This is a genomic window from Mesorhizobium amorphae (assembly GCF_014843845.1).
In the GTDB taxonomy this organism is placed as follows: domain Bacteria; phylum Pseudomonadota; class Alphaproteobacteria; order Rhizobiales; family Rhizobiaceae; genus Mesorhizobium; species Mesorhizobium amorphae_A.
Map to the genome: position 1 here is coordinate 100,013 of NZ_JHQS01000062.1, position 14,523 is coordinate 114,535.

The following is a 14,523-nucleotide window of genomic DNA, read 5'->3' on the forward strand; positions in this document are numbered from 1 at the left end:
CCGTTTGGATGGCGGGGCTGGGGACGAACAGACCGGATTGTCGACTAGCCGGCCTTTATCTTCGCGCAATCAGCTTGCCGCTCGTGAGAACGGCGGCGTCGCTTTGAATTTGCGGGAAAGGCGAACATGGCGGCAAGCTGAAGCAGAAACGGCGAAGCGTCAAGCCGCCTGCCGGGGCGGATAGAGGCGGTTGCGCAACCCCATCATCCGCAGCCAATTCGACGGCCTCGCAATCGTTCTGAAAAATCGATCGTTGTGATGCGAATAATTCGTTGGAAAGATCGGTAATGGAATGGCATTCCACTGGCGAATTCGTCTGGAGAATTTCCTTGTCTTTCCTGTCGACCACCGCGAACGATCTTCCAAACGGACCCGGTATTGAAACGCGCACAGGCCCGGCCGCGCTCAATTGGGCCGGCGTGGTGCCTGGCATCGTCCTGGTGGCGATGATCACCAGCGTCGCCTACTCGGCCCGCAGCGTCTCAGGCTTCGCGCTGTTCAGCCCGATGATCCTGGCCGTGGTCGCCGGCATGATCTATTCCAACGTGCTCGGCACGCCGGCGCACGCCAAGGCCGGCATCGCATTTTCACAGCGCCGGCTGCTGCGCTTCGCCATCGTGCTGCTAGGCTTCCAGCTGACGCTCGGCCAGGTGGCGGCGATCGGCGCCGGCGGCGTCGGCATCGTGGCCGCCACGCTTGGCGCCACCTTCGTCTTCACCGTCACGCTCGGCCGGCTGCTCGGCGTCGACCGCAAGCTGGCGCAGCTGATCGCCGCCGGCACCTCGATCTGCGGCGCCTCGGCCATCGTCGCCACCAACATCGTGACCGACGCGCGCGACGAGGATGTCACCTACGCCGTTGCCGCCATCACGCTGTTCGGCACCATTGCCATGCTCGGCTTTCCACTGCTGGCGCCGGTGTTCGGCCTCGACCAGCACGCGTTCGGCCTGTGGGCGGGCGCCTCGATCCACGAGGTGGCGCAAGTGATCGGCGCCGGCTTCCAGAACGGCATGCAGGCCGGCGAGACCGCAACCGTCGCCAAGCTGACCCGCGTCGCCATGCTGGCGCCGATGGTGCTCGCGCTCGGCCTGATGGCGCGCCGCGGCAGTGCCGATCCGTCGGCGGCCAAGGCGCCCATGCCGTGGTTCGTCGTGGCCTTCATCGCGGTTGTGGCGCTGAACAGTCTGGTCGCAATGCCCACCCAGATCCACTCGGCGATCGCTCTCGCCACCCAGATCATGCTGACCATGGGGCTCGCCGCCATGGGGCTTCAGGCCGATATCTCGCAGCTGCGCTCGCGCGGCCTGCGCCCGCTGATGCTGGCCTTCTCGGCATTTATGTTCATCGCAGCGTTTGGTTTGATGCTGGTGAAGCTCGCCTAGGGCTCCAAGGAGCGCTCTACGGCGCCCCCCTCTGTCCTGCCGGACATCTCCCCCACTTGGGGGGGAGATCAGCAGCTTCGCCGACGGCGCTTCATCCTTCAGCCTTGGAGGTAGGCGAAAGCCGCGATGACAGCCAATCTCCCCACCCGTGGGGGAGATGTCCGGCAGGACAGAGGGGGGCGCCGTAGAACTCGACGACTGAGTTCTATGTCGAGGAACTAATCCTCAAACGAACTCGCCGCGACATAGATCGCCGCGAGCTGTTCGATGCCGGCCTGATCTTCCTTGTCGAAGCGGCCGGGCGTCGGGCTGTCGAGGTCGAGCACGCCGAAGACGCCGTCATTGTCCCTGAGCAGCACGACCAGTTCCGACCGCGAGGCCGCGTCGCAGGCGATGTGGCCGGGAAAGTCGTGCACGTCCTTGACCAGCATCGACATGCCGAGATCGACAGCCGTGCCGCAGACACCCTTGCCGACGGCGATGCGCACGCAGGCCGGCTTGCCTTGGAAGGGGCCGAGCACCAGTTCCTCGTCCGATGCCAGGAAATAGAAGCCGGCCCAGTTGAGGTCGGGCACCATCTGGAAGATCAGGGCCGACGTGTTGGCGGCGTTGGCGATCGAGTCGCGCTCGCCCTCCAGCAGCGCCTTCAGCTGGGTGGCGAGATCGCGATAGAAGGCGATCTTGTCGGTGCCGTCGATAGTTTTGGCCGCAAACATCGTGTCGTGTCTCCGTTGCCAGTGTCCCGAAACGCCCGCTACAGTTTCTCTGCCACCAATGAAGCGGTGAGGAAATAGCCTGCAAATGAATACCAGTCATGCCAAGAAGATCCGGATCGCAGCCGGCGTGGTGTGCAAACGAGACACCAGCGCCCTTCACGCCGTTGCGCCAGCCGCGCGTGTGCCTATGATCGTGGCTGGCAGAGCAGTTTCGAGGCGATAATGTCGTTTGCACTAAAGAAAAGAGTAGTCGAACTCCTGTCTGCGAACCCCGAGAAGCGATTCAAAGCCCGCGACATAGCGCTTTGGATCACCGAGAAATATCCTGAGGACGCAGCCGCCAAGATCGAGAGAAGTGTTTCCATCGAAACGCATGACCAACTGCTTTACCAGATCGTGGCTGAAATAGGAGCGAACAGGCCTTCATGGCAGAAGCAGATTCCACAGTTGCGGACTACGGAAGGGGTGCGACCACGACTGTTCTACTGGTCGGAAAAGACTGAGGAACAGGAAGTCGAGGACGTGGAGAGTGGTCGCGATCGGTTCGTGAAATTTGCGGCGGCGGACGAAGTCGGTGTTGATGATCCCGCCACTGTCATCGAAAAGAAGATAGCGAGGAGGAGCGAACAAGATCTGTATCCAATGCTCGTCGAATTTTTGGGGTTCGAGCATAATGTGAAGGGTTATCGTATCGATGAAAAGAAGTCGTCGAATGCTTATGGGGCTGGTGGAAACAAGTGGTTGTTTCCCGATGTCGTCGGAATGGAAAACCTAACCGATGGCCTTCATCGTGAAGTCGTCACGGCAGTTCGGGAAAGCAGGGACCGACAGATAAGACTGTGGTCCTTCGAGGTGAAGTTGCTCGTCAACCGATCCAATGCCCGGGAAACCTATTTCCAAGCAGTCTCGAATTCGTCCTGGGCAAATTTCGGCTACCTTGTTGCCGCCAACATCGAAGGCTCAGAGACCCTCAAGGAACTTCGAATCCTTTACGCCATGCACGGCATCGAAATCATTCGACTGGATGAGGAAAATCCAACGGAGAGCGAAATCCTCGTTCCGGCCAGGGAAAGGCCGGATCTCGAGTGGGCAATGTGCAGCCGTCTGGCCGTCGAAAATAAGGACTTTCATCAATTCATGACTAAGGTCAGGCAGTTTTTTCAGACTGGGGATATGTGACGACTCAAATCTTCTTGGAATCAGGATCGGTAGATTTCGGCGGCTGGGTTCTCGACCGATATCCCAACAATGATCTGTCGTCATTGGGCCGAATAACGTTGGTAATATGCGCTCTCCGCTAGAAACGCGGTCTTTGTAGCAGTTCGACCAAAATGTTGACTCCATGAACACCGGCCCACGCACGCAATCCAAACCGACCGAGGCTCCCCTTACCTTCGCTGTGCTGGTCTTCCCGGGTTTTCCGATGATGGCGTTCAGCTCGCTGATCGAGCCGTTGCGCGCGGCCAATGTGCTGGCCAAGAAGGAATGCTACCGCTGGGTGATCGTCGGCGCCGGCAAGGGTCCGGTCGAAGCCTCGAACGGCGTCGTCATCCAGCCGGGCTTTTTTGCCGGCGATGCACCGAAGGTCGACCGCATCGTCGTTTGCTCCGGCGGCGATGCCGACCATCTCGTCGCCGACGAGGCGTTGAGCTGGATCCGCAAGAGCCTCAGGGGCGGCGCCGATATTGGTGCTGTGGCGGATGCGGCGTTCTTCCTCGCCCGCGCGGGCCTGCTCGACGGCCATGCCTGCACCTTGCACTGGACCAGCCAGGCGGCCTTCACCGAAGCATTCCCAGATATCGAGCTGAGACGCGATCTCTATGTCATCGACCGCAAGCGTTTTACGTCGGCCGGCGGCGTCGGCAGCCTTGACATGATGCTGGAGATCATCACCCACGACTATGGCGCCGAGCTCGCCGCCGGCGTCGCCGAATGGTTCGTGCACAGCCCTTTGCGATCGAGTGTGGACCGCAAGCTGATGCCGCTCAGGCTTCGCACCGGCGTGCAGAACGAGCTGGTGCTGTCGGCCATCGCCATCATGGAGGACGCGGTGGAGGAGCGGCTCGGCATGGCGGAATTGGCGACAAGGCTCGGCGTTTCGCCCGACAAGCTCGAGCGCAATTTTCGATCCGAACTCAGCATCTCGCCCAATGGCTACTATCGCCGGCTCAGGCTGAAACGCGCCGCCGACCTGCTCGCGCATTCGACGCTGATGGTGCGCGACGTGGCGCTCGCCTGCGGCTTTGCCTCGATGTCGAGCTTTGCGCGGGCGTTTCGCGAGGAGCATGGGCATGCGCCGAAGGGGATACGACGGCATTAGAGTGCGGCATTCGGCACGACATTTGCGGGATTCCGCACAGCGTTTGCATGACGCATGGCCCATCTTCGCCGCTTCAGGAGGCACCCATGAGCATCGTCATTTTCGACCCCGACAGCACCGAGGACGTGGACTTCAAGGATCGCATGCGCCACCCCGCGGCGGCCGATCCGGCCGGCGGCATGTGGCTGTCGGACACCGAGCCGTCCTTCATCGATGCGGATGCGTTGCGCAAGGGGCGGCTGGCCAAGCTGCGCGCCTGGATGCGCGAGGCCGGCTACGGCGGCGTCGTTCTGTTCGACCCCTACAACCAGCGCTATGCCACCGGCTCGCGCAACATGTTCGGCTATTTCCTGCGCAATTCGACCCGCTATTTCTTCATCCCGACCGAAGGGCCGATCGTGCTGTTCGAATATCCGCAGAGCTACCATGTCTCCATGGTGCTCGACACGATCGACGAGGCGCGGCCGTCCAAGCTGGTCTGGTCTTCCGTCTCGGGCCGCGACGACGAGACCGCCGGCCCGTTCGCCGACGAGATCGCCGAGCTCCTGAAAAAACATGGCGGCGGCTCGATGAAGCTCGGCCTCGACCGCTGCGGCCATCTGCAGGCGCTGGCGCTTGAAAAGCGCGGCTGCGAGGTCAGGGATTGCCAGGGCGAGATCCTGGCGGTGCGCGCGGTGAAGACGCCGGAGGAAGTGAAATGCCTGCAGGTGTCGATGGCCGGCGCCGAGGCTGCTGTGTCAGCCGTGCGCGAGGCAATAAAACCCGGCGTGTCCGAAAACGATTTGTTCGCCATCATGTATCACGAGGTGATCCGGCAGGGCGGCGAGTTCATCGAGACCCGCCTGCTCACCTCGGGCCAGCGTACCAATCCGTGGTTCAACGAGGCGAGCGGCCGCAAGATCAGGCCGGGCGAGCTCTTGGCGCTCGATACCGACACGATCGGCTGCTACGGCTATTATTCGGACTTTTCGCGCACCTTCCGCTGCGGGCCGGGCAGGCCGACCGACTATCAGAAATCGCTCTACCGCATGGCGCATGACCAGGTTCAGCACAACATCTCGATCGTCAAGCCCGGCATGGCTTTTCGCGAGATCGCCGAAAAGGCGTGGAAGATCCCCGACCGCTTCGTCGACCAGCGCTATACGTCGGTGATGCACGGTGTCGGCATGCATGGCGAGACGCCGTTCATCGCGCATGCCATGGACTACGAGACCTATGGCCGCGATGGCATCATCGTGCCCGGCATGGTGGTCAGCGTCGAAAGCTATATCGGCGAGAAAGGCGGCCGCGAGGGCGTCAAGCTGGAGGACGAGATCCTGATCACCGAGACCGGCACCGAGCTTCTGTCGCGCTTCCCCTATGAGGACGAATTTCTTGACAAGTAGCCCCGACGCACCGACAGCCACATTCGCATGAAAACGCCTATTTCCATCCGGCGCGGCACGGTGGCCGCAGTGTTCATCGATCTCCAGGAGGAGCATCGCCAGGACAAGCGCTATCTGGTCGAAGGCTTCGGCGACATCCTCGCCAACGTCCAGCGTCTGCAGGAAGCAGCGCGGCGCAATTTCGTGCCGCTCTATCACTGGGCCTATATCGTCGACCTCGCCAAGGCACGGCCGTTCCATCCGGTCGATGCCGATGGCAAATCGGCCTTCTCCGACAAGGACGATCCGCTGACCGCGATCTGCCCGGAAGTGGCGCCGGCTTCCGGCGAGACGATGCTGGTCAAGACCGAGGCCAGCGCCTTCGGCAAGGGAAATTTCGCCGACCAGCTCAAGGCTGCCGGCATCGAATGGCTGGTGATCGCCGGCGTGTGGACCGAGGCCTGCATCGACGCCACCGTTCGGGATGCGGTGGCGCTCGGCTTTCGCGTGCTGCTGGTCAAGGACGCCTGCGGCAGCGCCAGTGCCGCGATGCACCAGACCGCCATCCTCAACCTCGCCAACCGGCTCTATGGCGGCGCCGTCGCCAACACCGTGGATGCCTGCCGGCTGCTGTCGGGCGACACGGTCAGCGTCTGGCAGGTCGAGGGTTCGGTGCCGCTGCGCTTCACCTATGAGAACGCGGCCGGGCTTTACGACGACCTCTGACGCGAGGATCGGATGCGATGGGCACGGTCCACCACATGACCAGGCGCGGGAAATATGCCCGTCGGCTCGATCCGGCTTTGTGGGTCTATATCGACCGGGTCAACGAATGGTATCCGCCCGAAATCGCCGAGTTGCCGATCGCCGAGCAAAGGGCGGTCTATGACGCGATGTGCCGGGCCTTCCACCCGGGCCATCCGCCGGGCCTATCAGCCAGTGACGGCTTGGTCGCCGCCGCCGCTCGCGACATTCCTGTCCGGGGCTACCGGCTCGCCGGCAAGGCGCCGCAGGCGATCGTTGTCTACTATCATGGCGGCGGCTTCGTGCTGGGCGGGCTCGACAGCCATGACGACATTTGCGCCGAGATCTGCGCAGCCACCGGCTTCGAGGTGCTGTCGGCAGACTACCGGCTGGCGCCGGAACATCTTCATCCTGCCGCTTTCGACGATGCGCTGGCCGTGTTCGAATGGGTGGCCGCGACGAGCGCCCTGCCGATCGTGCTTTGCGGCGAGAGCGCCGGCGGCAATCTGGCCGCCGCCGTCGCGCATGCGACGCGCCGCCACCCGCGCCGCGCGGCCGGACAGGTGCTGATCTATCCCGGTCTCGGCGGCGACGAGGCCGGCCGCTCCTACATCGAGCACGCCGAGGCGCCGCTGCTCACGCTCGGCGATATCGATTTCTATCGCCGCATCCGCTCCGCACCCGGACAATCGCCCGACGATCCGACCTTTTCGCCGCTACGCGACAGCGATTTCTCAGGCCTGCCGCCGACATTCGTCATTACGGCGGAATGCGACCCGCTATCGTCGGACGGCGAGGCCTATCGCGACCGCATCGTTGCCGCCGGCGGCTCGGCCTGGTGGCAGGAGGAGCCGCGCCTCGTGCACAGTTTTTTGCGCGCCCGCAAGAACGTGCCGCGCGCCGGCGAGGCTTTCCTCGACATCCTCTCGGCCATCGCTTCCGTCACCATGCTGGGCGCCGGCGACGGAGATCTGATCTCCCCCCTTGTGGGGGAGATGGCCGGCAGGCCAGAGGGGGGCGCGAAGGATCGCGAACCTTCGGGTTCTTGATCACCCGCCCCCCCTGAGAACGCAGCTATTGCTAACTGAACCGTAAGGCGGGACAGCGCCCCCTCTGTCCTGCCGGACATCTCCCCACGAGGGGGGAGATTGGCTGTACCCATGCCCTGCGGAACAGCGCACAAGAACTGCGGAAAAGCGAACATTTCCCTGCGTAAGCCCGCCCTATCATCGGCGCAGGCCAAAGGGCGCTCCGGCGAAACGCATCCGCCCCCCGCACCGCGATCGGCCGGGGCGCCCAACAGGGAGGGATCGACGATGAAATTCATGCTGACCGACAGGAAACTTCACCCGCGCGCAAAGCCGATCGCCGACGATTTCAGAAAGGGCGGCATGAACCGGCGCGAGTACCTCGCCCTGATGGCCGGGTTCGGCGTCAGCGCCGCCGGGGCGCTGGCGCTGGGCGGCCTCAGCACCTCGCCCGCCCGCGCCGAAGAACCGAAGCGTGGCGGCACCTTGCGCGTCGCCATGAACGTCAAGGGTTTCAAGGATCCGCGCACCTTCGACGGCGTCGAAATGTCGAATGTCGCGCGCCACTGCAACGAATATCTGGTGCGCTGGAACACCGACTTCAGCTTCGAGCCGTGGCTGCTCGAAAGCTGGGAGACCAGCGACGACGCCAAGACGCTGACGCTTCATGTGCGCAAGGGCATCACCTGGTCGAACGGCGACACGTTCAACGCCGACGACGTCGTCCACAATCTGACGCGTTGGTGCGACGCTTCCATCGCCGGCAATTCGGTCGCCGCGCGCATGGGCGCGCTGGTCAACGCCGACACCAAGAAGCCGGTCGACGGCGGCATCGAGAAAGTCGACGACTTCACCGTGAAACTCAATTTGCCAAAGCCCGACATCTCGTTGATCGCCGGCATGGCCGACTATCCGGCGCTGATCATGCATCGCTCCTATGAGGGCGACGGCGACCCGATGAAGGCGCTGGCGATCACCACCGGTCCTTGCGAGCTGGTGAAATGGGATGCCGAGACCAGTGCGGAGGTGCGGCGCAAGGACAAGCCGTGGTGGAAGGGCGAGTTCCATCTCGACGGCATCACATGGGTCGATTACGGCTCCGATCCCAACGCCATGCTGTCGGCCTTCGAATCCGGCGAGATCGACACCGACCACGAGACCGCTTCCGATGCCGTGTCGCAGACCGAAGACATGGGGCTCGAGAATTCCGAGATCGCCACCGGCTCGACCATCGTGGCGCGCTTCAATGTCGGCAATGCACCCTATGACGACGTCAAGGTGCGCCGCGCCGCCCAGCTTGCCGTCGACAATTCGGCCGTGCTGAAGCTCGGTATCGACGGCCGCGGCAAACCCGCCGACAACCACCATGTCGGCCCGATGCACCCCGAATATGCCGATATCGGCCCCGCCAAGCGTGATGTGGATGAGGCGAAGAAGCTGCTCACTGAGGCCGGCAAAGTCGACCATGAGTACGAGCTCATCTCCGTCGATGTCGAATGGCAAAAGAGCACCGGCGATGCGATCGCCGCGCAGATGCGCGAGGCAGGCTTGAAGATCAAGCGCACCGTGCTGCCGGCCGCAACCTTCTGGAACGACTGGAGCAAATACCCCTTCTCCTGTACCGAGTGGCTGGGACGGCCGCTCGGCGTCCAGGTGCTGGCGCTCGCCTACAAATCGGGCGCCGCCTGGAACGAAAGTGCCTATGCCAACAAGGAGTTCGACGAACTGCTCGACAAGGCGCTGGCAATGCCCGACGCCAAGGCGCGCAAGGAGATCATGGCCAAGATCGAGCAGAATTTGCGTGACTCCGGCATCATCGTCCAGCCCTACTGGCGCTCGGTCTATCGCACCTACCGCAAGGGCGTGCATGGCTGCGAACAGCACCAGTCGCTGGAACAGCATTTCGAGAAGGTCTGGCTGGAGAGCTGACCTGTTTGACCGGGCTTCCGACGCGGCCACTTTGTTGTGGGCGCGTCAGGCGGTGGCCTGCCTGGCGACATCCGGAGCTTGCGCGACCGACATACGCTCGATGATGGTCGTCGGCAGGATGATCCTTTCGGGCGGCCGGTCATCGCCTTTCAGGCGGCGTATCAATAGCTCTGCCACGGATTTTCCCAGCGCGTAGACCGGCTGGTCGATGACGGTGATGGGCGGCGTGGTCACGCTCGTCCAGTCGGCATCGTGGAAGGTGATCAGCGACATGTCCTGCGGAATGCGCAGGCCGCATTCCCGGATCGCCTTGAACAATTCGAGTGCCACGACGCTATCCGATGCGAGGATCGCCGTCGGCCGGTCTGGGCTCTTCAGCAATCCATGCATCACGGCCCGCGACGTCTCGGATCGCCCGGAGCCAAAATGGATGTTGCGTTCGGCTCGCTCTATGCCGGATTCCCGGCAGGCATCGAGAAATCCTAGAATGCGCTCACGCACGGTGGACGTGTTGATCCTCGACTCGCTGCCGCGAAAGTCCCCGGACAAGACTGCGGCGGTCATATAGGCGATCCTGGTGTGCCCTGCCCGCGTCAGGATGCGGGTGGCGCGCAAGGCCGCATCCCGATCATCGACGGTCACGGTATCGACATCGAGATCCGGCAGCGCCCGGTCGAGCAGCGCCAAGGGACAGGCGGAGCGCGCAATCTCCACGAGATGGGCGATTTCTCCGGATTGGGCCGGCGTTACGATCAGCCCGTCAACCTGCTTTGCCATGAGAACGCGTATCGCATTCTTCTCGGCTTCGACCTGTTCGCCCGAATTGGCCAGGATGACGTTGATGCCCGACAGGCGCGCCACGTCGCTGATGCCGCGCACCGCCAGCGAGAAGAACGGGTTCTCGATGTCGCCGACGACCACGCCGATGCTGCCTGAGCGTCCCGTCGTCATGCTGCGCGCCAATTCGTTTGGACGATAGTCGAGCGCCTTCGCCGCTTCGAGTACAGCGGCGCGCACCGTCTTGCTCACCCGGCCATAGCCGCCCAGCACGCGCGCTGCCGTCGCTTTCGAGACCTTCGCCTGGCGGGCGACATCGCTGACGGTGATGGAGGGAGCCTTGGGCGGACGTTTCATTGTGGAAAAAATCGCTTCCGAATTCGTTGACGGATGGTCATTCCCATGACTACAAATGTCAAGAGACCGGTCTCATTTACATTTGAGACCGGTCTCACAGGAAAAAGAGCGCCTGGAGGCGTCACATCGCAAGCCGTATTGAAAATTGGCGCGTGTCCGCCGTGAAAGCTTCAGCGCCCCCGCGGACCGATCTTCAGAGTGGAGAACAACCATGAGCATCAGAGGTCTTTTCACATCGAGCCCGCGGCAGCGCATCGGCTCCATGATCTTCGCCGTCACGCTGGCCGCCCTGTCCCTGCCCAAGGCGTGGGCCGCCGACAATCCGTATAATCTGATCGATGCCAAGACCATCAGCGTCGGCACGATGGGCGATGCAAAGCCCTATGCCTTCACGACCGCCGACGGCAAATTCACCGGCTTCGACCTCGAATTCTTCCTGAAGGTGGTGGGGCGGATGGGATTCAAGGCGGATCAGGTGACCTTCACCGGCCAGGAATTCTCCGCGCTCATGCCCTCGGTCGCCAATGAACGTTTCGATGTCGCGGTCGCCGCCATCGGAACCACCGCCGAGCGGAAGAAGAACGTCGATTTCTCCGACGGCTACCTGGCCGGATATCTTTCGGTGCTGACGTCGGACGCCAGCATCACCAGTGCCGAAGGCCTCGACGGCAAACGCCTCGGCGTCGTCCAGGGCACGCTGCAGGAGATCTATGCCGCGAAGAACTTCAAGGACACGGACCTGGTGAAATTCCCGGACAACAACTCCGCCATCGCCGCACTCAACAATGGCACGGTCGATGCGCACTTCCTCGACTATGAGGCGGCGAAACAATATGGCGAGCGCTATCCGGCGTTGAAGGTCGCGATCAACATCCCCTCCTTCGATGCACCGGCCGGCTTTGTTGTCCGCAAGGGCAACGACGCCTTCCGTGAAGCGCTCAACAAGGGCATTCACGAAGCGATGCAGGACGGCACCTGGAGGGATCTCTACCAGAAATGGTTCCCCGGATCGCCGATGCCGGAGCAATATCTTCCCAAGAAGAACTGAGCCGCGTGAGGCCGCCGGCGCGAATGCCGGCGGCCTCAAATAGACATGAGCGATCACACGACCGGTGGCTTTGCCGCCGCGCAAGGCAGGTTGGCAGATGAACTGGCTCGAGAACCTTCAGCGCAGCTTTTTCGACTGGGACGCGATGGCGTCGGTGCTGCCAGCGCTGCTTGCGGTCGGGCTGAAAAACACCCTGATCCTCGCGGCGGCTTCCACCGTGCTCGGCATCCTGCTGGGCATGGTCCTTGCTGTGATGGGCATTTCGCGCTCCGCCTGGCTGCGCATCCCGGCGCGCGTCTACACCGACATCTTTCGCGGGCTGCCCGCCATCCTCACCATCCTGCTGATCGGGCAGGGATTCGCGCGCATCGGCCGGGACATCTTTGGCCCCTCCCCCTACCCGCTCGGCATCCTCGCGCTCAGCCTGATTGCCGGCGCCTATATTGGCGAGATCTTCCGCTCTGGCATACAGAGCGTCGAAACCGGCCAGATGGAAGCGTGCCGCGCGCTCAGCATGAGCTACGGCCAGGGCATGCGGCTGATCGTGATCCCACAGGGCGTGCGCCGCGTGCTCCCCGCTTTGGTCAACCAGTTCATCGGCAACGTCAAGGATTCCAGCCTCGTCTACTTTCTCGGCCTGCTTGCCTCCGAACGCGAGATTTTCCGCATCGGCCAGGACCAGGCAGTGGTCACCGGGAACCTCTCGCCTCTGCTTCTGGCCGGCCTGTTTTATCTTATCATCACCGTGCCGCTGACCCATGTGGTCAACACCATCGACAATCGCCTGCGGCTCGGCAAGCAGAAGCCCGGCGGCGGCGTCAGCGGCCTAGTCGAGGTCGGCGAGTTGGAGAACACGGCAGGCAAAGCCTCGGCGACGACCGGCGCCACGCCTTCGGCCGTCAAGGCCGGCAGCCTGGAGGTTCACGATCTCGACATGGCCTATGGCGAGCTTCAGGTGCTCAAGCAGATCCGGCTCAAGGTCGAGCCGGGGACGGTCACCTGCGTCATCGGTCCGTCGGGCTCCGGAAAATCGACGCTGCTGCGCTGCCTCAACCGGCTGGTCGAGCCGAAGGCGGGCGACGTGCTGCTCGACGGTGAAAGCATCCTGGCGATGAGACCGGAGACGCTGCGCCGGCGCGTCGGCATGGTTTTTCAGCATTTCAATCTGTTCCCGAACCATACGGCACTCGAGAACGTCATGCTCGCCCTGACCAAGATCAAGGGCATGGCGACAGACCAGGCCAGGCGCCAGGCGGAAGCGCGCCTTGCCGAAGTGGGCCTCGCGGCGCGAAAGGACTACCGGCCGAGCCGCCTGTCAGGCGGTCAGCAGCAGCGCGTGGCGATCGCCCGCGCGCTGGCAATGGATCCCGAAGTCATCCTCTTCGACGAGGTGACGAGCGCGCTCGACCCCGAACTCGTCAAGGGCGTTCTCAACCTGATGGCCGATCTCGGCCGCCGCGGCATGACGATGATCGTCGTCACCCATGAGATGGGCTTTGCCCGCAAGGTGGCGGACCAGGTCGCCTTCATGGACGAAGGCCGCATCGTCGAGGTCGGCCCACCGGCGGAGCTATTCGACAGGCCGAAGAGCCCGCGGCTCAGGCAGTTCCTCGCCGAGGTCCTATGAACGATGCCGCCGCGCACGGGCCGGCCGGGCCAAGCGCAGGGCATGACCCCGAAATCCAATCGTCCGACCATCGAAAGCTCCATTCATGACCCACAATCCTGCCCTCAAGATCGCCGTCATCGGCGGCGGCATCTTCGGCATCTCCACGGCCGTCCATCTCGCCCGCCTCGGCATAGAAACGACGATCGTCAATGACGGCCCGGTCGCCAATGGCGCATCGTCGCGCTCGCTCGCCTGGCTCAATTCGGCGCGAAAGCGTTCGGCCACCTACCACAGGCTCCGTATGCAGGGCCTCGACCGCTACAGGACGCTTGCGGCCGGGAATGATTGCGGTGCCTGGCTGCGCTTCGATGGCGGCCTCACCTGGGATGCCGACAACGCTTCCAACCAGATCCCGGAAATCTTCCGTCATGAGCAGGCGATCGGCTATGAGACGCGCCTGCTCGCGCCAGGCGATATCGCCGCCGTCACCCCGGGTGTCGATGCAAAGGCGGTTTCGCGTCAGGGTGCGATCTTCAATGCCGACGAAGGATGGGTCGACCTGCCGTCGCTCATCGGCCTGCTGCTGAAGGAGTTTCGCGAACGAGGCGGCCGTCTCATCACCGATGCCGGCCGTGCGGATGTTACTCTTGCGAACGGTCGCGTCACCGGCGTGAAGACTGCCTCCGGCCAAGTGGTCGAGGCCGATGCTGTCGTTGTTGCGACAGGTGCGGGGGTGCCGGCTATGGCGGCGAAGGTGGGCAAACGCATAGGTGACGGCACGACACGCGCGCTGCTTGTCCTCACCAAGCCGCTGCAGCACCCGCTCAGGGCCGTGCTGAACACGCCGCGCGTCGCCATCCGGCCGACGCCCAACGGCGCCTTCGCGCTCGACTCGGCCTGGTCCGAAGATGAAGTAATCGTGGGCGACGACGGCATGTACGAGGCGAAGCCGTCGACCATTGCAGGATTGCTCGATGAAGCCTCCAAGGTGCTGGAGGGAAACCCGACGCTCGCGCTGGCAAGCTATCACACCGGGCCAAAACCAATCCCCTCCGATGGCGAGCCGGTGATCGGCCAATTGACCGGCATTCCGGGCTATCACGTCGTCTTCAGCCATAGCGGCGCGACGCTTGGCCTCGTCGCGGGAGAATTGCTGGCCGGAGAAATCGTCAGCGGGACGCCAAATTCGCTGCTTGAACCGTTTCGCCCTGGACGGTTTGAAAGCTGAGCGGGAGCAAGCGCTCGCCGA

The 14,523-nt window shown here is 63.2% G+C and carries 13 protein-coding genes; 10 read left to right on the forward strand and 3 right to left on the reverse strand.

Features of this window, described 5'->3' with window-relative positions; all coding sequences use genetic code 11:
- Nucleotides 1-55: 55 nt before the first annotated feature.
- Entirely contained in the window at nucleotides 56-349 is a 294-nt protein-coding gene (locus tag DH08_RS28960; protein WP_192182739.1) for a hypothetical protein, read from the reverse strand.
- Here DH08_RS28960 and DH08_RS28965 point away from each other — a divergent pair.
- Nucleotides 288-1,382: a YeiH family protein gene (locus tag DH08_RS28965; protein ID WP_192182681.1), complete on the forward strand. Its 1,095-nt coding sequence runs from the start codon at nucleotides 288-290 to the stop codon at nucleotides 1,380-1,382. The two genes, DH08_RS28960 and DH08_RS28965, sit on opposite strands and share 62 nt — an antisense overlap.
- Nucleotides 1,383-1,600: 218 nt before the next feature.
- On the opposite strand, the gene DH08_RS28970 is transcribed toward DH08_RS28965, so the two are convergent.
- Nucleotides 1,601-2,098, reverse strand: a complete 498-nt coding sequence (locus DH08_RS28970) for a GAF domain-containing protein (protein WP_192182682.1) — start codon at nucleotides 2,096-2,098, stop codon at nucleotides 1,601-1,603.
- Nucleotides 2,099-2,320: 222 nt separating this feature from the next.
- On the opposite strand from DH08_RS28970, the gene DH08_RS28975 reads away from it, so the two are divergent.
- From DH08_RS28975 to DH08_RS29000, 6 genes are all read left to right on the forward strand, one after another.
- On the forward strand, nucleotides 2,321-3,277 hold the full coding sequence (locus DH08_RS28975) for a COG2958 family protein (protein WP_192182683.1): 957 nt from the start codon (nucleotides 2,321-2,323) through the stop codon (nucleotides 3,275-3,277).
- Between the two features lie 163 nt (nucleotides 3,278-3,440).
- A complete protein-coding gene (locus DH08_RS28980; RefSeq protein WP_192182684.1) occupies nucleotides 3,441-4,418 on the forward strand; it encodes a GlxA family transcriptional regulator in 978 nt (325 codons plus the stop codon).
- 86 nt (nucleotides 4,419-4,504) lie between these two features.
- On the forward strand, nucleotides 4,505-5,803 hold the full coding sequence (locus DH08_RS28985; RefSeq protein WP_192182685.1) for a M24 family metallopeptidase: 1,299 nt from the start codon (nucleotides 4,505-4,507) through the stop codon (nucleotides 5,801-5,803).
- Nucleotides 5,804-5,830: 27 nt separating this feature from the next.
- The gene (locus tag DH08_RS28990) at nucleotides 5,831-6,508 is read left to right on the forward strand and encodes an isochorismatase family protein (RefSeq protein WP_192182686.1); all 678 of its coding nucleotides are present in this window, start codon (nucleotides 5,831-5,833) and stop codon (nucleotides 6,506-6,508) included.
- Between the two features lie 17 nt (nucleotides 6,509-6,525).
- A complete protein-coding gene (locus tag DH08_RS28995) occupies nucleotides 6,526-7,575 on the forward strand; it encodes an alpha/beta hydrolase (protein ID WP_246801028.1) in 1,050 nt (349 codons plus the stop codon).
- 267 nt (nucleotides 7,576-7,842) lie between these two features.
- Entirely contained in the window at nucleotides 7,843-9,483 is a 1,641-nt protein-coding gene (locus DH08_RS29000) for an ABC transporter substrate-binding protein (RefSeq protein ID WP_192182687.1), read from the forward strand.
- Nucleotides 9,484-9,528: 45 nt separating this feature from the next.
- Here the strand turns inward: DH08_RS29000 and DH08_RS29005 are convergent, their stop codons facing one another.
- Nucleotides 9,529-10,617, reverse strand: coding sequence for a LacI family DNA-binding transcriptional regulator (locus DH08_RS29005; protein ID WP_192182688.1), 1,089 nt, complete (start codon nucleotides 10,615-10,617; stop codon nucleotides 9,529-9,531).
- Between the two features lie 262 nt (nucleotides 10,618-10,879).
- On the opposite strand from DH08_RS29005, the gene DH08_RS29010 reads away from it, so the two are divergent.
- From DH08_RS29010 to DH08_RS29020, 3 genes are all read left to right on the forward strand, one after another.
- A complete protein-coding gene (locus tag DH08_RS29010) occupies nucleotides 10,880-11,665 on the forward strand; it encodes an ABC transporter substrate-binding protein (protein WP_246801034.1) in 786 nt (261 codons plus the stop codon).
- Nucleotides 11,666-11,762: 97 nt separating this feature from the next.
- A complete protein-coding gene (locus DH08_RS36995; RefSeq protein WP_192182690.1) occupies nucleotides 11,763-13,292 on the forward strand; it encodes an amino acid ABC transporter permease/ATP-binding protein in 1,530 nt (509 codons plus the stop codon).
- 85 nt (nucleotides 13,293-13,377) lie between these two features.
- Nucleotides 13,378-14,502: an NAD(P)/FAD-dependent oxidoreductase gene (locus DH08_RS29020; RefSeq protein WP_192182691.1), complete on the forward strand. Its 1,125-nt coding sequence runs from the start codon at nucleotides 13,378-13,380 to the stop codon at nucleotides 14,500-14,502.
- The last annotated feature ends 21 nt before the right edge of the window (nucleotides 14,503-14,523 follow it).